The sequence below is a fragment of the Mucilaginibacter sp. P4_A11 genome (assembly GCF_056402535.1).
Genome location: NZ_JBFUHE010000002.1, coordinates 115,327 through 138,217 on the forward strand (window position 1 = coordinate 115,327; position 22,891 = coordinate 138,217).

At 42.5% G+C, this 22,891-nt stretch carries 18 protein-coding genes; all 18 read right to left on the minus strand.

From position 1 onward, the window contains the following. Window positions 1-306: 306 nt before the first annotated feature. On the minus strand, window positions 307-1,608 hold the full coding sequence (locus tag AC1DUD_RS04330; protein WP_477371988.1) for a sensor histidine kinase: 1,302 nt from the start codon (window positions 1,606-1,608) through the stop codon (window positions 307-309). After that, window positions 1,592-2,965, minus strand: a complete 1,374-nt coding sequence (locus AC1DUD_RS04335; protein ID WP_477371990.1) for a sigma-54-dependent transcriptional regulator — start codon at window positions 2,963-2,965, stop codon at window positions 1,592-1,594. The genes AC1DUD_RS04330 and AC1DUD_RS04335 overlap by 17 nt, the downstream gene beginning before the upstream one ends. Before the next feature lie 21 nt (window positions 2,966-2,986). Continuing rightward, on the minus strand, window positions 2,987-4,177 hold the full coding sequence (locus tag AC1DUD_RS04340; protein WP_477371992.1) for an ABC transporter permease: 1,191 nt from the start codon (window positions 4,175-4,177) through the stop codon (window positions 2,987-2,989). Window positions 4,178-4,208: 31 nt separating this feature from the next. Then, the gene (locus tag AC1DUD_RS04345; RefSeq protein WP_477371994.1) at window positions 4,209-5,444 is read right to left on the minus strand and encodes an ABC transporter permease; all 1,236 of its coding nucleotides are present in this window, start codon (window positions 5,442-5,444) and stop codon (window positions 4,209-4,211) included. A gap of 24 nt (window positions 5,445-5,468) precedes the next feature. Further along, window positions 5,469-6,134, minus strand: a complete 666-nt coding sequence (locus AC1DUD_RS04350; protein ID WP_477371996.1) for an ABC transporter ATP-binding protein — start codon at window positions 6,132-6,134, stop codon at window positions 5,469-5,471. 39 nt (window positions 6,135-6,173) lie between these two features. Continuing rightward, a complete protein-coding gene (locus tag AC1DUD_RS04355) occupies window positions 6,174-7,631 on the minus strand; it encodes a TolC family protein (RefSeq protein WP_477371998.1) in 1,458 nt (485 codons plus the stop codon). A 207-nt stretch (window positions 7,632-7,838) separates the two neighbouring features. Continuing rightward, on the minus strand, window positions 7,839-9,083 hold the full coding sequence (locus tag AC1DUD_RS04360) for an efflux RND transporter periplasmic adaptor subunit (RefSeq protein WP_477372000.1): 1,245 nt from the start codon (window positions 9,081-9,083) through the stop codon (window positions 7,839-7,841). Between the two features lie 196 nt (window positions 9,084-9,279). Next, window positions 9,280-9,786, minus strand: a complete 507-nt coding sequence (locus AC1DUD_RS04365; protein ID WP_477372002.1) for a hypothetical protein — start codon at window positions 9,784-9,786, stop codon at window positions 9,280-9,282. Window positions 9,787-9,904: 118 nt separating this feature from the next. After that, window positions 9,905-10,282 (minus strand): response regulator, encoded by a 378-nt coding sequence (locus tag AC1DUD_RS04370; protein WP_477372004.1) that lies wholly within the window; start codon window positions 10,280-10,282, stop codon window positions 9,905-9,907. 115 nt (window positions 10,283-10,397) lie between these two features. Continuing rightward, a complete protein-coding gene (locus AC1DUD_RS04375; RefSeq protein ID WP_477372006.1) occupies window positions 10,398-11,180 on the minus strand; it encodes an NIPSNAP family protein in 783 nt (260 codons plus the stop codon). 32 nt (window positions 11,181-11,212) lie between these two features. Continuing rightward, entirely contained in the window at window positions 11,213-15,403 is a 4,191-nt protein-coding gene (locus AC1DUD_RS04380; RefSeq protein ID WP_477372008.1) for a hybrid sensor histidine kinase/response regulator, read from the minus strand. 388 nt (window positions 15,404-15,791) lie between these two features. Next, on the minus strand, window positions 15,792-16,562 hold the full coding sequence (locus AC1DUD_RS04385) for a 3-keto-disaccharide hydrolase (RefSeq protein WP_477372010.1): 771 nt from the start codon (window positions 16,560-16,562) through the stop codon (window positions 15,792-15,794). A gap of 19 nt (window positions 16,563-16,581) precedes the next feature. Beyond that, on the minus strand, window positions 16,582-17,457 hold the full coding sequence (locus AC1DUD_RS04390; protein WP_477372012.1) for a sugar phosphate isomerase/epimerase family protein: 876 nt from the start codon (window positions 17,455-17,457) through the stop codon (window positions 16,582-16,584). 51 nt (window positions 17,458-17,508) lie between these two features. After that, entirely contained in the window at window positions 17,509-18,402 is an 894-nt protein-coding gene (locus AC1DUD_RS04395; protein ID WP_477372014.1) for a hydroxypyruvate isomerase family protein, read from the minus strand. Between the two features lie 27 nt (window positions 18,403-18,429). Beyond that, window positions 18,430-19,653: a nucleoside permease gene (locus tag AC1DUD_RS04400; protein WP_477372016.1), complete on the minus strand. Its 1,224-nt coding sequence runs from the start codon at window positions 19,651-19,653 to the stop codon at window positions 18,430-18,432. A 15-nt stretch (window positions 19,654-19,668) separates the two neighbouring features. Further along, a complete protein-coding gene (locus AC1DUD_RS04405) occupies window positions 19,669-20,112 on the minus strand; it encodes a c-type cytochrome (RefSeq protein WP_477372019.1) in 444 nt (147 codons plus the stop codon). 142 nt (window positions 20,113-20,254) lie between these two features. Beyond that, window positions 20,255-21,562 carry an MFS transporter gene (locus tag AC1DUD_RS04410; protein WP_477372021.1) on the minus strand — a complete coding sequence of 436 codons (1,308 nt, stop codon included), beginning with the start codon at window positions 21,560-21,562 and terminating at the stop codon, window positions 20,255-20,257. Between the two features lie 260 nt (window positions 21,563-21,822). Then, a complete protein-coding gene (locus AC1DUD_RS04415) occupies window positions 21,823-22,875 on the minus strand; it encodes a sugar phosphate isomerase/epimerase family protein (protein WP_477372023.1) in 1,053 nt (350 codons plus the stop codon). Window positions 22,876-22,891 lie beyond the last annotated feature (16 nt).

Here is a 22,891-nt window from a genome sequence, read left to right on the forward strand (position 1 = left end):
CTTCAAATCTCTTTAACCCTCACCCCCAATAAACCAATTACTGGTCGAAGTTTAGCGTAGCGTAACTTCGACCAAAAATGGGTTAAGCTTCCAGCTTAACTCAACAACTCTTGATTATATATTACCGACCTGATTATAAAAACCATGTATTTTTTGCCACGGAAGCAGAATGCTTCCACAATTTCAGGACGAAGTTACGCTACGCTAAACTTCGACCAGGGTTAGGCCTGCTTTTGCCACGGCGGCCAAAGGCAGTTTGATAATTGCCACTCGGCTGAAGCCGAACGACGGCGGATACTCGTACTCTCAGTCCCAATAAACCACAAATTCCGTTTGCCGTTCAGCCACGGTTTTCAGTGAAAACTCAAAGCTGTGGTTCAGCATAATTTCGCGTACCAGGGTCAGGCCTATCCCTTGTCCATCTTTTTTGGTGCTGAAAAATGGAGTGAATAGATTAACCTGCTGCTCGGCGCTAATGCCATTCCCTGTATCGGTGATCACCAGCTTTTTTTCTTTGGGGTTGATGGTAAATGTTACCGAACCTTTATCATCTATAGCTTCGATAGCGTTTTTTACTATGTTGATGAATGCCTGTTCCAGTTGCTGTTCATCGGCCATTATTTTAATTGGCTCTTCCGGTAAATCAAGATTAAGCGATACGTTTTTTTCTGCGGCGCGGGTGCTCATCAGTTTAGTTACTGAGGTGATCAGTTTTTGTAATACAACAGGTTGTTTGTTGGCTTGAGGCAGCTTCACCAGATCGGCAAAGTTGCGCATGAACAGGTTGAGGTTCTGGTTCCTGTCCATAGCAATTTGCAGGGCATCTTTTATCGGGTCGAAATCATGGCCGGCCCAAAGCTGATCGGTTTTCATGGCCGATTGCATGATAGAGTTAACCGGGCCTATGGTATTATTAACCTCATGCGCCATCATTCTGATCACTTTTCCATAAACTTTCTTTTCAGCAGCAAGGATCTCGGCGGTCAGATCTTCGAGCATAATGAAGTGGCGCGAAAATCCCCGGTCGATAAAATGGGATTTTTGAAGTTTGAACGAGTTGATTCCGTCCAGTTTAACCACCACGGTTTCGCCGGATTTAAGGACTTTGATCTGTGCCAAAAGCGGATGGTCTAATTTGCCAATTAACTCACCCACCAGGGCTTTTTCATCAATACCGAGCACTTGCAAAGCTTTGGGATTGRCCTGTTGCACACGGTCATCAAAATCAAGGATAATGATACCCGTTGGCGAGGTATGGATTAGCTTTTCCAAAAAGAAATGCTGCTGCTCTTGTCGTGTCCGTTCGGTTCTTAACTCATCCATCATCTGGTTATAAACATCAATCAGCGCATCAACCTCGTGTTTGCCGGTTGAAAGAAATTTCACATTAAAATCTTTGTCTTTGATAGCTTCAACACCCTGCATCAGCATTTTTAAAGGCTGAATGAGCTGCCGGTAAAGCTGTATAGCAATCACCGACGAGATGATCACAACAACCTCCGATATTATAAAATAGATCTTGTTATCGTTGAAAATAAAATAAGTAAGCACCAGGGTAAGCAGGTGCAGGATCACCACAAATAAAATATACTTAGTCCTCAGCTTCATCGTATGGGATCTGGTATTTTTCGAGCCGCCGGTACAGGGCGCTGCGCGTGAGGCCCAGCGCCACCGCTGCTTTGCTTATCTTGTTTTTATGATGATCGAGTGCACGTTTTATCATCTCCACCTCTACTTCTTCTAACGTTAAAGTGCCCACACCCGGCAACTGGATATTCCCTTTTTTTACCGGCGACAATTCCAACTGCGACCGGAAATCATCAATACTCAACTCATCCCTCCGGCTTACTAAAATAGAGCGCTCCACCAGGTTTTTCAGCTGCCTAATATTGCCCGGTAAAGGTAACTGCTGTAACCATTTCATAGCCGATAGCGCTACCGACAAATTGGGCCTGTTATAGATCTGCTTTAAGTTATTAATAAAAAAATCAATCAGCAAAGGAATATCTTTCGGCCGCTCGCGCAGGGCAGGCAGGTAAACGGTGATCAGGTTAATGCGGTACAGTAAATCTTCACGAAAAGTGCCGCGATTTACCATCTCATTCAGGTTTTTATTGGTAGCGCATACAACGCGGGTATCAACCGTTTTAGTACGACTGCTGCCCAATACTTCGTAAGTACGGTCCTGCAATACACGGAGCAGCTTTACCTGGCTGCTGGCATCCAGATCGCCTATCTCATCTAAAAAAATGGTGCCTTTGTTAGCCATTTCAAAACGGCCTATCCGGTCAAACCGGGCATCGGTAAACGCCCCGCGAATATGGCCGAACATTTCACTCTCAAACAACGAGGTAGAAATGCCCCCCAGATTGACCTTGATAAATGGCTTATTACGGCGGAGGCTATTTTGGTGAATGGCTTCTGCAATCAGCTCCTTACCTGTACCGCTTTCGCCCATGATCAGCACCGATGCATCAGTTGATGCAACGCGGCCTATAGTTTCCAGGATGTCGAGCATCCGGGCATCTTCGCCTACAATATTTTCAAAATTATAGGTTTTGTCAAGCTGCTTACGGGTCCGGTGCTCGGTCTTTTTATCCTGCAGATCGAGCAGTGTTTTGACCGATTGGATCAGATACTCGTTAGTCCATGGTTTGTTGATAAAATCATTTGCCCCCAGTTTCATGCCCTTAACCGCCAGTTCGATACTTCCCCAGCCGGTGATGAGGATAACCGGAATGGCGCTATTGATAGCTTTGATCTTTCCAAGAAGCTCCATCCCCTCCTGCCCTGATGTATCTATCGAAAAATTAAGATCAAGAATAATCAGCTCGGGGGCTTTTTTCTTGATGATCTTCAGGGCTTCGGCAGGTTCATCGGTACTTACGGCATCATAGCCCTCACTTTTTAAAAGCAGGATCAGCGAGGTGCGTACGGCAATATCATCATCAATAACCAATATCATAATATGCGGTCAATATCGTAATTATTCTTCGTGTAAAGCAACAGCGGGATAAATGGCTGCAGCCTGTTTACCGGGGTAAAGTGAACAAATAAGCACCAGCGCATAAATAAAAACAACCGACAATAAAATAGACATAAAGTAAACGGTGGCTGGCATATCAAAAACATTCATTAGCGGAAACTGTACCGCGAAAAACGAGCCCACAACTAACGATATTGTAGCTAATATCAATGATTCACTTACCAGTTGCCATGATACCGATTTGCCACTTGCGCCAATTGCCCGCCTTAGCCCAATCTCTGAGCGGCGCCTATTGATGTTGTACCATAACACCCCAAACAAGCCCAAAGCCACATTGATAATCAAAAAAGTAGCCACTACCAGTAAAATGATGGCCGGCACAATAGATACCTGGTTTATCTTTTTAAGTTTATTATCTAAATGTTCAATTTCTACGTTCGACTCTTTCATGGTGTTCGATACTGTTTTGTATAAACGGCTTTCAAAGGCAGCATCGGCAGTGGGGCGCACGTGCAACAGGATAGTGCCTATCCACTTAAATGAACCGGTATCCAACCTATTATAAAGGCCAAGGCCGGCAGGCTTATAATCACCTCTTATTTTCATATCGGCCACTACGCCAATAATGCGCATTTTGTCGGCTTCTTTATCTTTTTCATTGCCTAAAATCTTGCCAATCGCGCTTTCCTTTCCAAATACCTCTTCCTTAAGCGATTGATTAATAACCACAGGCTTGTTTTTGTATACTACATCCTGTTTGCCGAACCAACGCCCTTCGAGCACCTTAACATTAACAACACCAGGATAATCGTCATCACCGGTAAAAAAATCAACGCTATTAAGATGTCTCTTTTTATATTCAACTCCGCCATTGCTCTGGTTGAACGAAAAAGGCGAATTACTGCTTACAAAGCTTGCATCCTTAATTTGGGGCATTGATTTTATAGTTTGTTTTAAAGTTTCATAAAATAAGCTTAGTGAATCGGCACGGGTTGATTTTACCGAATTACTATAATTAATTACCCAAACCTTGTCATAGTCAAAGCCCATGGCTTTTTTGTAGTTACTGTAGTAATACACTATCAGTGTGAATACAGCGAAAATCACCATAAAGGAGATCAATATCTCGGAAATAAGTAGAAAGTTTTGTTTCTTTTTATTCCAGATCAATTTAAATAAGTGCCTAAACATGATATTTTGATTAAAATGTTAATTGATTTTATTACGCCTTTAAGGCCGTTACCACATTGAGCCGCGACATGCGCCAGGCAGGATATACGCCCGATAACAAACCGAAGAAAATACAGGTGAGTAAGCTGTAAACCAATACAGTAAAGTTTAAAGTAAGATCAAGATGGGCGATGAGATTGGCTCCGTTAATTATTTTTATAATAATAACGGATAATACAACCCCGATAAGCCCGCCTAAAAATGTGAGGATGATATTTTCGACAATAAACTGATAAACCAATGTTTTTGACGAAGCACCAAAGGCTTTACGCACGCCAATCTCCGAGGAGCGTTCCATGATACGGGTAATATTAATATTCACCAGGTTTAAGGTTGGCAGAAGTAAAAACAGGAAAACGAATATAGATATGATGACAACGAACGTGGTCATTCCGGAATTCTCCTTTCTACCGGCCAGGGTACGCACAAGTGTGCTAAAATAACTATCGGCATAACAGTACAGGTGGTTAAACTGCTTATCCTTCATTGAAATGCGGGAGATGACATTTGCAAACTCACTTTTCATTTTAGGCAGATCGTCCTTTGAATTCCCCATTAAAATAGCCGAATAATTACCTCCAAAATTTTTGTTCCGGTAATCATTTTTAGAAACAGTGTAAGGCAGGTAGATATCTGCATAAAGAGTGAACAAAGTTGCGGGCACATCTTTAACCACCCCTAAAACCCGGTATTTAACATTATCTGCTTCGATGTATTTACCAACTACCGATGGGATATCGCCAAAGTAATCCCGGCGGGTATCTTCAGATATCACGGCCACACGTTCTGCATTATCAATTTGCTGTTTTGTAAAGGGTTTTCCTTCTAAAAACTGGTAATCAAGCACATCCCAATAATCGGCATTGGCAAATTTCAGGCTGATGCTGATCTTTTTATTATTTACATAAGTATTGGTAAAAGTGAACATTGATGAAATAGCTACCTTTACCGGTGTTTTCATACTGGCCGCATATTGATTGAGAAAGTAAAACGACATGGGCCCTTTATTCATTCCTTGTGTTTTATCATCAAACTCTTCATGTTCAATAATATACAACGACCTGTCGCGCTTGTTATCGGGATAATTAGGTCCAAACATCTTATCGGCAAAGGACGTAACGACCATCAATATAGTTAAGGTAAAGCTGATCCCGAACAAGCTAATGAACGTGAAAAATTTGCGGCGCTTCAACACCGCTATGGCTATTTTAAAATAATTTTTAAGCATAAATTCAATTTTAAAACCTGTTAATTATTGCACTTGGGCACCGTCAAACAGGCGCACCAAACGGTGGGTTTTATGAGCCATATTTTCATCATGCGTAACCATTACTATTGTAGTGCCATCGTTACGGTTAAGGTTTAGGAGAATCTCCATGATCTCGTTGCCCATGGCGCTATCCAGGTTACCGGTTGGCTCATCGGCCAAAATAATTTCGGGCCTGCCAACAATAGCACGGGCTATAGCCACACGTTGCCGCTGACCGCCCGATAGCTGTGTAGGAAAATGCTTTAAACGATTAGCCAAACCTACTTTTTCCAGCGCTTCGGCTGCCAGCTCGCGGCGTTGTTTGGCAGTGGTATCGCGGTAAAGTAATGGCAGCTCCACATTATCAATCACCTGGAGGTCATTAATGAGGTGATAGCTCTGGAAAATAAAGCCCAGTTTTTTATTGCGAAACTGTGCCAGCTGCTTATCATTCATACCTTCAGTTTTTTGATCGTCTATCCTGATATCGCCTTTTGAGGGTGCATCAAGCAGGCCCATAATGTTAAGCAGGGTACTTTTACCACAGCCCGACGGGCCCATGATGGATAAAAATTCGCCTTTGGCAATATCAAGGCTTACGCTGTTCAGGGCCAGGGTTTCGATGGTATCGGTGCGGTACACCTTTTCAATGTTTTGTAAACGTATCATAGTTTTCAATGTCGATTTAGTGAATTAGTGAATTGAGTATCAGTTATAGGTTATTTTTTTGTTTGCTTCAAAGTCATACAGCGAAAGATAGCGCAACTGGTAGTAAGCTCCCCAAAAATCTCGCAGGGCAGCCACATAGTCGCGCTGGGCCTGATCATTTTCGCGGAAGGCTATGCCGAGATCAGTAATACCCAAGTCGCCCAGCAAATACCGCTCGCGGGCTATCTTGTATTTTTCGGCAGCTATGCTATCAGCCTGAGCGGTGTAAACCAGTTGCTCTTTCATTACATTAAAAAGCGATACCTGGGTTACTATCTGCTGTTTAAAAGTTTGTTTATCCTGCTCAACAGCATACTCGGTAAACTGCTGATTGGCCAAAGCCGTTTTAGCCCTTGATTTCGATCTGCCCCAATCCAATATCGGTATAGATAATTGTACCTGAAGTAACTGCTGATTTTGCGGGTTCTTGTATACATCGGGAATATTTGTGGCCGTATTTGAAAAGCCTAAGCTGGCGGTAAGCGTGGCAGTCAATCCGTTTTGCCCTTTGGCTTTAGCCACATCGCGCTTAGCTTCCGCAATGCGGCGCGAAAAAGCGATGGCATCCGAGCGGTTGGCATAAGCCTCGGCCAGCACTTTGTCCGACGAAACTATCATATTGCTGATATTTTGGGGGACAATCAATACAATCTTATCATCACCCTCCTGCCCTGTAAAACTGCGCAGGTTGAGCGTGGCAATTTCCATATCGCGTTTGGCCGTCCCTACAGCTTTTTGCGCGTTGATCTTTTCCAGCTGCAATTGCAGGATCTCATTCTTAGATACTTTTCCTAACTCATATTTCAAATTGGCCACCTTTAAAATCCCCTGTGTATTGGTGAAATTGGTTTCGGCGATCTTGAGGTTTACCTGGGCCAGCAGCAGGTCGAAAAAATAGCCTTCCACGTCAACTGCTATCTTTTCCTGGGCTTCAATGTAAACCTGCTTGCTTTCATTAAACTTCAACGGCTCAATTTTTTTATCCCATTTGAGGCTGTTGAACTGAAACAGAGGTTGTGAATAATTGATACCATAAGGGATTCCGTTATACAATACGTTATGCCTGTCAAAATCATCAAACCGCTGTAATTGCGTAGTACCATAGATAGTACCGCCGGTGGCAGTAATACTCTGGCTAAAGTTAAGCTGTAACGATGAGTTGTCATTATGAATAGGCTGGAAAAGTATGGTACCATCGGGTTGCTGCACCTGCGAAAATGTTTTGGTGTATCCAGGTAAAGTACCGCTTAAAGCCAGCTGAGGCTGATAGTTTGATTTATAAGTGCGGTACTCCCAATATTTTGTTTCGCGCACAGTAGCGGCCTGCTTGGCGGATATAGAGTTGGCCTTTGCCAGCTCAACCACCTGCTGCAGGGTTAGCCGCAGGGTATCGCTGCCACTCCGGCCAAATACCCTTGTGCTTATGGTTAATAATAATATGATGTATAGTATTTTCATTGTTTCAAATTCTTTCTTTGAACATCATTACGCGGAACTAAGACAACCGACCGAAGGGAGCTCATTAATACCTATTAAAAACAAATTATAATTATTAATAATCCCCAATTAGCAAATACGCCCTGTATTGTTCGCGATTGCTTCGTTCCTCGCAATGACGGTTTGTTTTTAGCTCGTTACTATCATTCCCGCCATTGTTGGGTTAGGTTATTTCACCGTTACTTCCTTTGAATTTTTGTATTCACTCATATCTGATGTAATGACCTCTTCGCCGGCCTTTACCCCACTCTGTATCTCCACATAATCAAAATTGGTGAGGCCGATATGCACGGTTCGGCGTTCGGCTTTGCCATCGTTGAGCACAAAGATGTCCTGAACAGTGGGGCCTTTGAACGCCGGACCATTGGCTACCCTCATGATCTTGCTGTGTGTTGCTGTCACCAAAAAAACATCTACTTTCATATTAGGCCTGAGCAGTTTGCTCGCCCTGTCGTCCAGCTGTACATCGAAAGAAACTATGCTGTTTTGTACCGATGGTGATACATTACTCACGTGTCCGCGCAATTGATCATCATTTATTCTTACAATCACAGGCAAACCGCTATGTACCTGATCGGCCACATTATCAGAAACACTACCCTGGATCCTGAAGCTGCCCAGATCGGCGATGCGGGCCAGGGTTTCGCCCTCGTGAATGTTAGCCCCAATATTTTTGTTCACATAGGTGATAACACCGGCACGGGTTGCCACTACATTGGCCAGATCAAGCTTGCGTTGTAGTTCTTTAAGATCGTTTTGTTGGATGTTGGCTGCAATTTCGGCCTCCCTGATCTCCAGCTGCATGGTTTGCTGTTTACTTTTGATCTCGTTTTCCAGCTGCTTTTTTTCAAGTTGGGCAACCTTAAGGTTTAGTTCGGCCTGCTCAATATTTTCGCGGGTACCGCCACCGGCTTTATACAGGCGCTTAGCGTTTTCAACAGCATCAGCAAGATTGCTGATGTGGAGCTGTTTAATATCATTGTTGGATTGAATGTCGTAGAAGCTTTTATTCAGATCAAGCTTGAGTTTGCTGATCTCGGTGCGTTTGGTTTCGAGCTGAAACTTTTGTTTCTCAAAATCGGTTTGGGTTGCCGATTTATCCAGCGTCAATATCGATTGGCCGGCTTTGATCTTATTACCGGCATCCATCTGCGCACTTTTGATAGATGCGTTTATCGGGCTGGTGATGATCTCTTCAAACTCCGGCAAAACCTCGCCGGTAGCATTTATGGTATTTTCGATATTGGCGATCTCAACCTTAGCGGTTGTTATTTCGGACCTTGTGATGGTTGATTTAATATAGCCCCGCAAAAGCAATATGGCACACACCAAAACAGCTATACTGATTATGATGACAACCACGCTTTTTTTGCGTTTGGCAGCTGTAACTTCAAGCGTAATTTCCTTATCCATTGTGATAAATTTGGATAAGGTTTTGCAAGAGCTATACCAATATTAAAGCTTTAATTACCAACAATTTACATATTTTATATTTTCAAAAAACGATCGATATCGGACAAAATATTTGATATCGGCCATAAAGTGAATTACGATAAAGGGCCTGTCCGTTTTTTTTTACAGACAAGCCCTTCATCTTAATTTTTAAATTTTAGTTGACCTTAACGTCGAATTTCCCGTTAGTTACAACCTTATATTTCGCTGTTCCGCTACCGCCGCCACCTATAACAATTGTATTGGTAAGGTTACCTTTAAATGTGCCCCGGTAAACATTTCCACTGGCCGAAGTGATACTAACAGTCACAATTTTAGTGTCGTCGCTGTCGTCATTAAAATAGTCATCATCTTTTCCTGAATAAAGCAACAGCGCTTTATCGTCGTCGCTTGCGGCTGTTGAGGTATATGTTTTACCGGTTGTAATATTACCGGGTAAGGTAATGGAAAGTGTATCTTTATTATTTGTACCCTGAATATTGGTAAAGGATTGATTATCAACAACAGCCCTAACAGCAACTACATTGGCAAAATTAATAGTGGTACCATCCACAGTAGCCGAAAGCGTACCGGTAATGGAAGTTCCCTTTTCTTTAGTGCAGGCGTTTAAGGTAAACATACCGGCAATAAAAGCTAACAATAACGCAGGTTTTCTAATATTCATGATAATTTAAAGGTTTGTATAATTATTGTATTTAAATACGATACGTGTATTTGTATAAATATGTTACAAATATAATTTCATATTTTCTGTTATATAGCAGCAAAGCACCTGATCATACTTATAAATCATCTGCATTGGGCAGGTGTTTCCGTATCTTCCCCAGCAGGTCATCTATTTCAAAAGGTTTTGCTAAAAAGTCGTCGGCACCGGCATCGTAGGCTGACCGCTCAATATCACGGCTGGCCGAGATCATGATAATGGGGATACTTTTGGTAGTATCATCATTTTTTAGTTTGCGGCAGATATCACGCCCATCAAAGCCCGACATCCAGATATCCAGCAACAAGAGGTCGGGAAACTCCGTTTTCATATCTAAAATAGTCGCGCCATTTACTGTTGATGAAACCTGGTACCCTTCAAAATCAAGTATGATCTCCACCGCATCCACAATCCCCGGATCATCGTCCGCTATCATGATCTTCTTCGTATTTTCCACTTATCCCCTAATGCACAAAAATCAAGCCCATATAGCAACGCAGGAGATTTTATTTGAATAAAATTTATTGCTGAAACTTACTGCGGATCAAGCTTACTCCCAAAACATCTATAACTTAAAAATCAGAGTAATCTGCAGGGCGAAGAAAGATAATATCCGCATGTGAAACGTTATGCTGATATTCAGCTTTAGCAGAAAGTGTTTTCCAGTAGGCATCTTTGCCAAAAGTGTCCCAATGCTTGTCCCGGTCTTCTTTATTGTTAAAAGTGGTCATGTACATTAAATTAGGCATATGACTGCCTGCAATAACCTCCGAATAAAAAACAGCGTTAAAACCCAGCCGTTTAAAAAGGCCTATTTCATCGCCCACATTAAACATAGTTACCTTGTTTACATTGTATTTTTCGGTAGGACTTTCATAACTGCGCAATTCATAAACCCTATCGGCTTTGTTAGCTGTAAGGTTTGGAATTGCTGTTGAGGGCATCCCCGGAAAGGCCTGTAATATAATGGTTTCCAAACGGGTGTAAGGCTGCTCATTATATGCAGCATCAATGTATTCCTTTCCATCGGTAAGGTATGTGGCGTCGGCCTGTAACTTTTGATCAATCCCCATTAACTTATCCCATGACTGAAAAGGTGTAAATACATACAACAGCTTTGCGGTATCAACCTGTGTAACCGGTTTAAACACGCCAACATTTTTAACACCTGCCCGGTGCAGTGCGGGAATATAAGCCTGTTGTAAATACTTTTCAATTGTATTTTCCTGGGCTGTGGTTTTGTAATGATATATTTTAAGCTGGTAATAATTACGTGCCGGCGCAAAGCCAAATGCTGTAGCAACAATAAAAAAACAGGCTAAAAAAGCGATAGAAGATCTAAAAAAAGGATTCATAACGGGCGAAGGTTTTCGAAGTAAATATAAACTCATTTTAGCAAAGTAGTATTATGCCCATTTATATATTTGCCCCATTTTTCAAGCATATCCACTAAATCCGAAAGCTTCATGGGCTTGCTCAGGTAATCATTCATCCCGGCATCCATGCATGCCTGCCTATCCTCTGGCATTGCGTTTGCGGTCATGGCAATAATAACAGGTTGATCCTGCATATTACTGCGGATAAACCGTGTGGTTTCCAGGCCATCCATATCAGGCATCTGTACATCCATTAAAATGAGGTTGTAATGTTTTGCTACCATGGCATTTAGTGCAATATGACCATTTTCGGCAATATCGGCACTATAGCCCATTTTACTCAGCATGTGCATAGCAAGCTTCTGGTTTATTAAATTATCCTCGGCTATAAGAATGCTCATGGGATAATTTTTAGCAAAATCTTTTGAAAAAACTGCCTGCACGGGCTGATACTCAGCTTTAATACCGCTACCAGCCTTTAGTTGTTCAACAATATGTGTGTGTAAAAGATTATGCTTTGTAGGCTTGGTAAGTACCGCGTTGAATACATTATCATCACGTTTATTTTGTTCGCTGCCTATCGAGCTTAATAATACAATAGGTATGTCTGGAAATCTCTGCTTTACTTGTTTAGCCAGCTGCAGACCATCCATTTCGGGCATGCTCATATCTGTTATCAAAAGGTCAACATGTTCGTCCTGGTTGTTAAGCACTTTCAATGCTTCTGTTGCTGATGCCACAACTACAGGATCATATTTCCATTGCCTCAGTTGTGTATCAATAATATCGCGATTAGTGGCGTTATCATCAACAAATAAGATCCGTTTATTTTCAAGCTCGGCAAGGTTAAGGTGAACATAATTCCGCTTAACATTTTGCCCTACTTTTGATTTTAAGGTAAATGTAAAGGTAGTTCCCCGGCCCATTTCGCTTTGTACGCTGATCTCGCCGCCCATCAGTTTAACCAGTTTTTCACTGATAGCCAAACCCAAACCAGTGCCCCCATATTTACGTGTTGTGCTTGAATCAACCTGCGAAAACGGCTTAAATAAACGTTCCAGCTTATCATCGGCAATGCCTATGCCTGTATCCCTGATCTTAAAGATCAATTCCAGGTCATCCCCTTTTTGTTCTTTTACCCCTACCCTTATAAAAACTTCGCCCTGGGTTGTAAACTTTACCGCATTGCCAACCAGGTTGATCAGGATCTGCCTAAGACGTATCGAATCAGAAATAATTTGTACCGGTACATTATACTCCACCTGGTAAACCAGATCGAGATTTAAACGCGAAGCCTTTTCGGCAAATACATCCAGAACCCCTTCTATGCAATCGCGCAGGTCAAAATCCTCTTCGTCAAGCTCCATATTGCCCGATTCAATTTTGGAGAAGTCGAGAATATCATTGATAACCGTTAACAGGGCATCACCACAATTCTTTATGGTTTCGGTATACTCTTCCTGCTCGGTGGTAAGTTTTGTACTGGCGAGTAGCGTTGCCATGCCTATAACGCCGTTCATGGGTGTTCGGATTTCATGGCTCATAGTAGCCAGAAAAATACTTTTGGCTTTATTGGCATTCTCCGCCTCTTCACGCGCTTTTTCTGATGCCTCGCGGGCAAGGCGTTCATTCGCTGTCATTTTCACCAGGCTCTCGGTACGTTCCTTTACCTGGCGTTCCAGCACCGTTTTCTGCGCCTTGAGAAATTTAACCCGATACTTAAAAATAGAGTATAACAAAGCAATTATACCTACAAAAACAATTAACCTAAACCACCAGGTTAGCCAAAATGGAGGCACAATAGTAATTTTTAGCCCATCTGTAGCAGGCGACCATAATCCCGACGTATTCTGGTATTTTAATTTAAAGGTGTATTCGCCCGGAGGCAAATTGGTGTACGAAGCAGTATTTCTGCTACCCACGTTATTCCAATCCGTATCAAAGTTTTCAAGTATATAACTATAATTCTTTTTATCAGAAGAAGAATAATCAAGCGCCGCATACTGTAATGTGATCACCGATTGCTTGTGCGATAGCGTTACTGACCGTGTATCACTTATATCCTGTTTTAAAGGAGATGGATCATTTTTATCGCGGGCTATTTTTATTGTTTTATTGAACAATTGAAAATTGGTGATTACCAGGGGCATAAAGGCCGATGGTTTTAAGATCTGTTTAGGGGTAAAAGAATTGAAACCATTGACGCCCCCGAAAAATATCCTCCCTTCTTTTGTTTGCAGGGCCGAATGTGATTTAAATTCTTCATCCTGCAAACCATCCTCAATGGTATAGTTTTTAAACGTGTGCCTAATGGGATCATAGTTGGACAAGCCGTTGTTGGTACTAACCCATATAGTGCCCAATTTATCTTCACGCACGGCATAAATCACATCACTCGGCAAACCATCTTTAGTGGTGAATACCGTAAAATGTTTAGTGATGGGATTAAACAGGTTAAGGCCGGATAATGTACTGATCCAAATGCGGCCCTGGCTATCTTCAAACAAATCGGGGATGCTGTTATTGCTGATGCTGTTGCGCTTTTCGTCATGCTGAAAACGGGTGAAGGTGCCGGTTTTCCTGTCCATCAAATTCAATCCGGCATCAAATGTGCCTACCCAAAGGTTATCATTATGATCCTCAAGCAGGGCATAGGCCCTATCACTGCTGATGCTTTTAGGGTCATTAGGATCATACCGAAACGCCGAAAATGTACCCGACTTCTCATCAAATAAATCAAGCCCTCCATTATAAGTACCTGCCCAGGTACGGTCGTCGCGGGTTTGGATAAGCGCATAAATATTGTTATTACTTAAACTACCAGGCTTTGCGGCATCATGCTTAAAGGTAGTAAACCTTCCTGTTTTAGGATCTAAACGACACAAACCATCGCCCCATGTGCCCATCCAGAAATTACCTTTCAAATCCTGCGTAATCTTCAACACATAATTTCCGCACAGGCTGTTGGGATTAGCGGGATCATTCACGTAGTGTTTAACGGTACCATCCTTGTTAAACACGTTAACCCCGCCGCCATCGGTACCTACCCAAATATTACCGTATTGATCTTCATGCAAACAAAGTACAAAATTGTTGGCCAGGCTATTTGGCGATGAATTATGCCTGAAGTGGGAAAAACTTTCCGTACTATGTTTGTACAGGTTTATGCCACCACTAAAGGCCCCAAGCCACATGTTGCCCATCCTATCCCGGCAAATACTGTAAATTGAATTGCCATTCATGCTGCCTTTATCAATATCATCATGCTTGTAGGATGTTATTTTACCGGTGCCGGGGTTCAGGATATTAACGCCATTATTTTCAGAACCTACCCACAAATTACCATTCAAATCCATGCCTAAGGCCAAAATGGTATTACCCGAAATACTATTAGCATCTTTATCGTTATGGAGATAATGCTTAAAGGTGCCCGTTTCTGCAGCAAACAAATTAAGACCGCCGTCTTCTGTACCAATCCACAGCCGATTGGAGTTATCTTCATAAATTGTACTGACATAACTCCCGGAAATACTCGTATTTATCCCCGGCTGATTTTGATACCGCGTAAAAGTTCCGGTTTTCCTATCAAATAAGTTAAGGCCACCGCTTAAGGTACCAACCCATAAACGATGTTTTGAATCTTCCTTAAGCGCAGTTACATCATCATCGCTTAGCGAAGACGAGTTTGTATCATTATGTTTATAATGGGTGATCTTATTTTGCAGGATATCAAACCGGTCAAGCCCCCCTTTTTGACTTGCTATCCATAAAATTCCTTCATGATCAAATATCAGCCGGTTTACAAAATTACTTGAGATGCTATTGGAATTGGCGCTTTCATGAAAATAATGTACAAATTTGCCTGTTTTGCGGTCGAGTTTATTCAGGCCAAAAAGCGTAGCCAGCCATATGTTGCCATTTTTATCTTCAGCAATATCTGATACAAGGTTGCTGCTCAATGAATTATCATCCTGGATGCTATGTTTGTAAATCACGAAACCATACCCGTCATACCTGTTAAGGCCATCGCGGGTACCTATCCACATGAAACCCCGGCTATCCTGAATTATTGTACTTACGTTTATCTGCGATAAGCCCTCCCGGGTGCCTATATGCTCAAATTTAAGGTTCCTATCCTGCGAAAACCCCTTTTGGGCAACCAATAAGGTAACCACAACAAACAAATATTTATAAATATTCACAATAACAGTCTGTGTTGAGTTTTAATGATCCCAGAAAATCAGCCTCTTAAAAAGAGAAATAAAATGGCTTATAGTTAACTTATACGGCCATATTATTTATAAGTTTAAAATAGGCAAAAAAAAGCAACAAAACAGATATACTATTAAGCAATAGTCAGGAAAATCGTTTTTAAATCAGGAGCAGATTAAAAAACGATGAATGAAAAATCTCCACAATAATTTTCAATAGGTATTAATTAAGATTCGATTAATTGTGGCAGGTTTGAAAAGCATTCACGTAGAAATTTCTCAGGATAGGATATCTGCCGGTAAAATGCCAAATCTCACCAACAAAAAAAGCCTCCTGGCAATACCAGAAGGCTTATCATATTTTTAAAAGTTGCGTTGCTTACAGCTCTCTTACCCAAATATTACGGAAACTAAGCGGTTCGCTTTTATCACCGTGGGCTTGTAATTTAATTGGCGAAGCACCATGCTTTTTACCTTCGTACGATGGTTTGCCTATGTATTGTGTAGGGCCAAGCAGCTCAAAGTTGTTTTCAACCAACACACCGTTGAAAAACACTGTAGCTCTCGCTGCCGATTTTAATGAACCGTCTTCGTTAAATACAGGGGCAGTCCAGATCACGTCATAAACATTCCACTCGCCGGGTTTGCGGCCAGGGTTTGCCAATGGGATCACCTGTTTGTACAAGCTGCCTGCCATCCCGTTAACATAAGTTTTGTTTTCGTATGAATCTAAAACTTGTAATTCGTACCCGGCGTCGCCTTTACCTATCGAAGCCAGGAACACACCACTGTTGCCACGAGCCTGGCCGCTGCCAGTAATGCTTGCAGGTACTTTCCACTCAATGTGTAACTGGTAATTGTTAAAGCTTTTTTTGGTTTCGATGTTACCGGTATTTTTGTTTACGGTAAGCACATCACCTTTTACCAGCCATTTGGCAGGGGTTTTATCTTCAACAGAAACCCACTCGTCAAGGCCTTTGCCATTAAACAGAATGATAGCATCTGAAGGTGCATCACCTAAATTTTTACCGGGTGTAACTACTTTAGGGATTGGTTCCCAAATCTCGGTATCTTCAGGTTTGGCATTTTGTGCGTTTGCCATGAAGCAGCTTCCTGCTAAAAGGGCGGTTAGTATTAATGGATATTTCATCTCTCTAAAAATAATTGGTTTAAACGTGAAGCGTATTTTTCAGGTATGAAGCGCTTTTAGCGATGCTTACATACGGATCAATATTGGTATAGTTTTCCTGCTCAACAATAAAGTGCTTAATGCCTGCAAGTTTAGCTTTACCCAATATGGTTTTAAAGTCGATATCACCATTGCCTATTTCTGTATTCAGTTCGGCATTAGTTTTATCCCTGTCTTTAACATGCACAAATGCGAAACGGCCGGGATGTTTTTCAAAAATTTCAACCGGGTTTTTACCGGCACGTACTACCCAGTAAATGTCCATCTCCATAGCTACCAGCTTTGGATCCGTATTATTTAATACCACATCGTAAAAAGTAGTATCGCCAACAGGTGCCCACTCAAAATTGTGGTTATGGTAACCCAATTTCAATCCCGATTTTTTCAGGATCTCCGCAATCTTGTTCATTTTTTCGGCTATGCCTTTGCAATCATCAACAGTTTTAATAAAGTTGTGATTTAAAGCCGGGATAATGATGTGCGACTGTCCGATAGTATTTGCTACCTCGATATAAGCATTAAGATCGTCGGTTTTGCCCGAGCCTAAATACTCATCCAAACCGTAATGGCCGCTTGGAGTTGTTAAGCCGTTATCTTTTAAAAGCTGGCTAAATTCTTTGCCTTTTAAACCCCAATAACCGGTCTCTTTGTTAAAACCAAAGGTTTCAACCTCGTTATAACCGGCTTTTGCTACCTGTGCAATAACACCTTTTACATCTTTGGGTAATTGATCGCGCAGGCTATACAATTGCAGGCCCACTTTATTTGAAGCTTTGGCCGAAACCAACTTAGGTGCAATAACCGCACCGGCTGCTAATAATCCGGCTTGTGCTAAAAATGTTCTTCTGGTTGTCATGTATTTGTTTTAGTTAGTTTAGCTTTTTAGAGTGATAAGGTGATGTAAGGTTTAAACATCACAAATATGCACCGCTTTTCTGAGCGAAGCTATTTTGTCTTTTTGTTTAGGGATGAACTCCTGCGCTACAAAGCCTTTATGCCCTACCTCAACAATGGCACGCATAATGGCCGGGTAATAAAGTTCCTGCGTTTCGTCAATCTCGTTACGTCCGGGAACGCCGCCTGTATGGTAATGCGCAATGTACTGGTGGTTTGCGCGGATATTACGGATCACATCTCCCTCGTCAATCTGCATATGATATATATCATAAAGCAGTTTAAAGTTTTCTGAACCAAGCCTGCGGCAAAGTTCTGCACCCCACTCTACCCTGTCGCACTGGTAATCTTTATGGTCAATTTTGCTGTTAAGCAGTTCCATTACCAATACAACATTGTGTTTTTCGGCAAGGGCAACCATTGGCTTAAGGCCTTCAACGCAGTTATTCCAGCCTTCTTCGTCGGTTTTACCGCGACGGCTGCCGCTAAAGCAAATCAGATTTTTATAACCGGCTTCAGCTACCAAAGGGATCATTTTGGCGTAGTTTTCATGCAGTTTGGCATGAAATTGCTTATCACCAAAGCCATCGGTAAGGTTGATCTCGGCACCATTACACATGGACGAGAACAAGCCGTATTTTTTAAGTGTAGGCCAGTCTGAAGGGCCAACAAGATCGATACCTTTTATGCCGATATCTTTTGCGGCAGCGCAAAGCTGGTCTACCGTAAAATCGCCGTAGCACCAACGGCATACAGCATGGTTAATATTGCCTTTGAGCTTATCATCAGCCTGCATACTTTTTTCAGTTTCGGTGGTAAATGAAGATAATACGCCCGACGCGCCTATAGCGGCCGTGCCCGCGATCATGCTTTTAATAGCCGAACGCCTGTTTTGATTTGATGCCATTGGTTATATTTTGGTTTGTGCTGGTAATTATACAGTCTTTTCCCTTTTTTCTTTAAACGTTAGGAAGAACAACAGGAATACAGCCGCCGCAATTGAAGCAGGGATCAGCCAAATCATTTTCCAATCGTGACCTGCCGGGCCGTTATAGCTATCAGATATTTTACCGGCTACGTAAAAACCAATCAGCATACCAACACCATAAGTAGCGAGGGTGATCATACCTTGTGCCGCGCTTTTGTACTGTACACCAGCTTTTGAATCGGTATAGATTTGACCAGATACAAAGAAAAAGTCGTAACAAACGCCGTGTAGTGCCAGACCAATGATAAGCATAAAGCTCAGATCGCCCGCGTTACCGTAAGCGAACAAAACGTAACGTAAAGCCCAGGCCAACATACCAACAAGTATTGTCCACTTAAAGCCTGCTTTTTTAAAGAAAATAGGCAAACAAAGCAGGAACAATAATTCTGATACCTGCCCGATAGTCATTTTACCGGTTGGGTCGTCAATTTTTATGGCAGTAAGAAAGCTATTGGCATTCTGGTAATAAAATGCCAAAGGAATACAGATCAATATTGAGGCCACAAAGAAGATTGCGAAGTTTGGATCTTTAAGCAATTTTAATGCATCTAAGCCAAGTACCTGACTAATGCTTACCTTTTCACCTTTAGCAACTTTTGGTGGTGTTGCAGGTAAAGTAAAGCTGAACACTCCCAAAACCGCTGATGCTATACCGGCCATCAGGAAGGTATTTTTCAACATCCCCTTGCTTATTCCATCAGGTGAATCCCAGTGAAAAATAAAACTGATAAGCAAACCCGCCACGATCCAACCAGCTGTACCAAAAACCCGTATCGATGAAAACTCCTTTTCAGGATCTTTCATTTGGTTAAAGGAAACCGAGTTTACCAATGCCAGCGTTGGCATGTAAAGCACCATATAACCTAACACATAAGGATAAAATACAGAAACATCGGCAGCCGAGTACATTTGATACATCAACACAGCGCCTACGAGGTGCAATACACCTAATATCTTTTCGGCATTAAAATATTTATCGGCAATCAGGCCGATAATGAAAGGAGCGATAATAGCGCCCCATGATTGTGTAGAAAACACCTGGCCAGATTGTGCGCCTGTAGCATGCAGTGTATGCTCTAAAAAAGTACCTAAAGTTACAAACCATGCGCCCCAGATAAAAAATTCCAGGAACATCATGAACGATAGTTTTGATCTTATCCCTATGGTCATGAAAATTTTATTTGATTATTTTTTTAATGATAAAATGTATTGTACAATTTCTTTGGCATCGCTTTCAGGCAATGAAGGGTGTGGGGTCATGGCTATGTTACCCCAGTTACCGCTGCCGCCGCTGATGATCTTTTTGGCAAGCATATCGATATTAGCTTGTGAAGCATCATATTTTTTTGCGATATCCTGGAATGCAGGGCCGATAACTTTGGTATCAACTTTATGACAAGTGCTGCAATCTAACGATGCCATTAATTTTTCGCCGGCTGGTGAGCCTGCAGAACCACCTGCCGATTCAGTACCTGTTTTTGCTACAACAGTATCAGCATCAGAGTTTGCTGCTTTAGCAGTTTGGTTTGATGCATTGGTGCTGTCGCTGCCACCAGCATTTTTTGATGAATTTCCGCCACAGGCAGTAACCACTGCGCTGATACAAAGAATAAAGAATACTTTTTTCATAAAAGTTTAATTGTGGTTTTCGATGATAACCTGGCCGAAAATCTGCTCCTTAACAAAGTCCCTGCCGTTTCTCATCATGTAATTTTAATTGGGTTGGTTAATCTGGCGAAAATTACAACTTTTTATCATAAATAAAGCCTCATTAAACCGATATAGCGCCTAATGAAGCGGTTTTTTTACGTGAACGCATGTAAATCACCAAGCCTACAAATGCAATGATTAGTACAACCGGTATGATCAGTGTTGTATTTAACACTTCGGGGCCTGCTGCCGACCGTGCCGCATCAAAAGCCTTGGCCATATCCGAGCCTGCCGGAGCAGAACGGTAAGTATCCAAACTTGCCCCCGCCGGTAATTTCGAAACCATGATTTTATCGTAAAAGCCGCCCATGAACATCATATAAATTGATACCCCGAACATACCGGCACCACCCATCAGGTTTAAACCCACGGCGCCTGTACGCGGCAGGTTTTCTGCAACAAAGCCTATCATACATGGCCAAAAGAAAGCTACACCGAGGCCAAAAACTACTGCTGCAAAATAAATAGCGTCGCCATGCAGGTGTACCATCAAATAAATACCCAGGGCTGATAATATGGCTGAGATCAGCAATACTCCCTGCGGTGCCAAACGGTGTACAATAGGGCTTGCAAATGCGCGGCCCAACACTTGTACCGAGGCAACAAAGGTTAAAATAAGTATAGCGTTATCCGTAACTGTTTTGAATAAAACATCAGTCCACTGGTTGGTGAACAGTTCTGTGATAGCTGTACCGAACATGCAAACGATCATGAACAGAAACAGCGGATTCATCAATGCTTTATACATATCCTCGGTACTTACACCGGCCGAAACCCTCTCGGTAACAGGAAAATCAAGTTTAGAGAACAGGTAACCGTAAGCTATAGTAGGGATTAGCATCAAAGCTATCTCTACCTGTGAGATCCAGTATGGTTTTGGAGACACGCCATGGGCCAGGGTTGTATCCAACCCGAACACGATGAGCGTACCGATCACAATACCTGCCGGAAACCAGAGGTGAAAGTGGTTAAGCTTGGTTGTTTTATTATCGGTATACAGCGAAGCCACAAGCGGATTGCAGGAAGCCTCGACAGTGCCGTTAGCGATACCAATCATTAAGGTAGAAAGGAACAGCGACCAATAGCCGTTTGCAAAAATGGTAAGCAGGATCCCCACCAGGTGAAATACGAAAGCTGATACCAGCAGTTTTTTCATGCCGATGATATCCACAATAAATCCCCCGATAATGATGGCCAGCGGGAAGCCCCAGAATGCGGTTGCCGCAATGGTACCCAGTTGAGAGGCGTCCAGGTGAAATCTTACCCCCTGGTCGTTCAAAATCCCGGCACGGATACCGAATGATAGTGAAGTTACCAGCAACGACAGGCAGCTCGCCCTGAATAGCTGTGTACGGTTAATAGTTTGCATTTTAAATTACTTTAGGTTTATATGATAATTGGTTAATTGGCTATATCAAAATGCGATTTCGCTGAGGTTTATTTCAGCTTTGTACTGCTGCTTATAAGTCCCATCTTCAAAGCGGCAAATTTAAATTACGTCATTGCGAGCGTAGCGCGGCAATCGCAATGACGATTTGTAGAGGGTGTCATGCTGAGCTTGTCGAAGCATGGCGGGCAGGGCTTCTGCGCGCGACCCTTCGACAGGCTCAGGGTGACAGCCCCTTTTTACTATATTCCCAACGTTTTCCTGTTAAACGCATCATCAGAACCTGACGCTGCAAAATCATCAAAAGCACGTTCGGTTACACGGATAATATGATCTTTGATGAATTGGGCGCCCTCTCTTGCACCGTCTTCCGGGTGTTTAAGTGCGCACTCCCATTCAAGCACCGCCCATCCTTTGTAATCATACTGTGTTAATTTACTAAATATCGATTTAAAATCAACCTGTCCGTCGCCCAATGAGCGGAAACGGCCGGCACGGTTAACCCAGTTTTGGTAGCCACCATAAACACCCTGGCGTCCGGTTGGGTTAAACTCAGCATCTTTAACGTGGAACATTTTGATGCGCTCATGATACAGATCGATATATTCTAAATAATCAAGGCATTGCAACACAAAATGCGAAGGATCATAAAGTAAGTTTGCGCGTTTATGACCCTTTACATGATCAAGGAACATCTCATAGGTGATACCGTCATGCAGGTCCTCACCCGGGTGGATCTCGTAGCAAAGGTCGATGCCGTTGTCTTCATAAACATCCAGTATCGGCGTCCAGCGTTTAGCCAGTTCGCCAAAAGCAGTTTCAACAATACCAGCAGGACGTTGAGGCCATGGGTAAACCATTGGCCAAAGCAGCGCGCCGCTGAAAGTTACAGAAGCATTCAAGCCTAAATTTTTTGATGCCTGAGCAGCGTATTTCAATTGCTGTACAGCCCATTTTTGCCTCTCAGCCGGGTTACCGCGCAAATGCTCGGGCGCAAAGCCATCAAACAGAGCATCATAAACAGGGTTTACCGCAACCAGCTGACCTTGCAGGTGAGTTGAAAGCTCGGTAATTTCTAAACCAGCGGCGTTAACTATGCCTTTAATTTCATCAGCATAAGTTTTGCTTTCGGCAGCCTTTTGCAAGTCGATGAAACGGGTATCATTAGTTGGCAACTGCACACCTTTGTAACCCAAACCAGCTGCCCACTGGCAAATAGATTCGAGGCTGTTGAACGGTGCCGCATCTCCTATAAATTGTGCTATAAATATGGCAGGTCCTTTTATAGTAGTCATGTTTTTTGTTTTAAGT

What these genes read in the sequence shown, in the direction of transcription:
- AC1DUD_RS04335 (WP_477371990.1), bottom strand. Translation starts at nt 2,965, where the DNA reads ATGATATTGGTTATTGATGATGATATTGCCGTACGCACCTCGCTGATC.
- AC1DUD_RS04340 (WP_477371992.1), bottom strand. Translation starts at nt 4,177, where the DNA reads ATGTTTAGGCACTTATTTAAATTGATCTGGAATAAAAAGAAACAAAAC.
- AC1DUD_RS04345 (WP_477371994.1), bottom strand. Translation starts at nt 5,444, where the DNA reads ATGCTTAAAAATTATTTTAAAATAGCCATAGCGGTGTTGAAGCGCCGC.
- AC1DUD_RS04350 (WP_477371996.1), bottom strand. Translation starts at nt 6,134, where the DNA reads ATGATACGTTTACAAAACATTGAAAAGGTGTACCGCACCGATACCATC.
- AC1DUD_RS04355 (WP_477371998.1), bottom strand. Translation starts at nt 7,631, where the DNA reads ATGAAAATACTATACATCATATTATTATTAACCATAAGCACAAGGGTA.
- AC1DUD_RS04360 (WP_477372000.1), bottom strand. Translation starts at nt 9,083, where the DNA reads ATGGATAAGGAAATTACGCTTGAAGTTACAGCTGCCAAACGCAAAAAA.
- AC1DUD_RS04365 (WP_477372002.1), bottom strand. Translation starts at nt 9,786, where the DNA reads ATGAATATTAGAAAACCTGCGTTATTGTTAGCTTTTATTGCCGGTATG.
- AC1DUD_RS04375 (WP_477372006.1), bottom strand. Translation starts at nt 11,180, where the DNA reads ATGAATCCTTTTTTTAGATCTTCTATCGCTTTTTTAGCCTGTTTTTTT.
- AC1DUD_RS04385 (WP_477372010.1), bottom strand. Translation starts at nt 16,562, where the DNA reads ATGAAATATCCATTAATACTAACCGCCCTTTTAGCAGGAAGCTGCTTC.
- AC1DUD_RS04390 (WP_477372012.1), bottom strand. Translation starts at nt 17,457, where the DNA reads ATGACAACCAGAAGAACATTTTTAGCACAAGCCGGATTATTAGCAGCC.
- AC1DUD_RS04395 (WP_477372014.1), bottom strand. Translation starts at nt 18,402, where the DNA reads ATGGCATCAAATCAAAACAGGCGTTCGGCTATTAAAAGCATGATCGCG.
- AC1DUD_RS04400 (WP_477372016.1), bottom strand. Translation starts at nt 19,653, where the DNA reads ATGACCATAGGGATAAGATCAAAACTATCGTTCATGATGTTCCTGGAA.
- AC1DUD_RS04405 (WP_477372019.1), bottom strand. Translation starts at nt 20,112, where the DNA reads ATGAAAAAAGTATTCTTTATTCTTTGTATCAGCGCAGTGGTTACTGCC.
- AC1DUD_RS04410 (WP_477372021.1), bottom strand. Translation starts at nt 21,562, where the DNA reads ATGCAAACTATTAACCGTACACAGCTATTCAGGGCGAGCTGCCTGTCG.
- AC1DUD_RS04415 (WP_477372023.1), bottom strand. Translation starts at nt 22,875, where the DNA reads ATGACTACTATAAAAGGACCTGCCATATTTATAGCACAATTTATAGGA.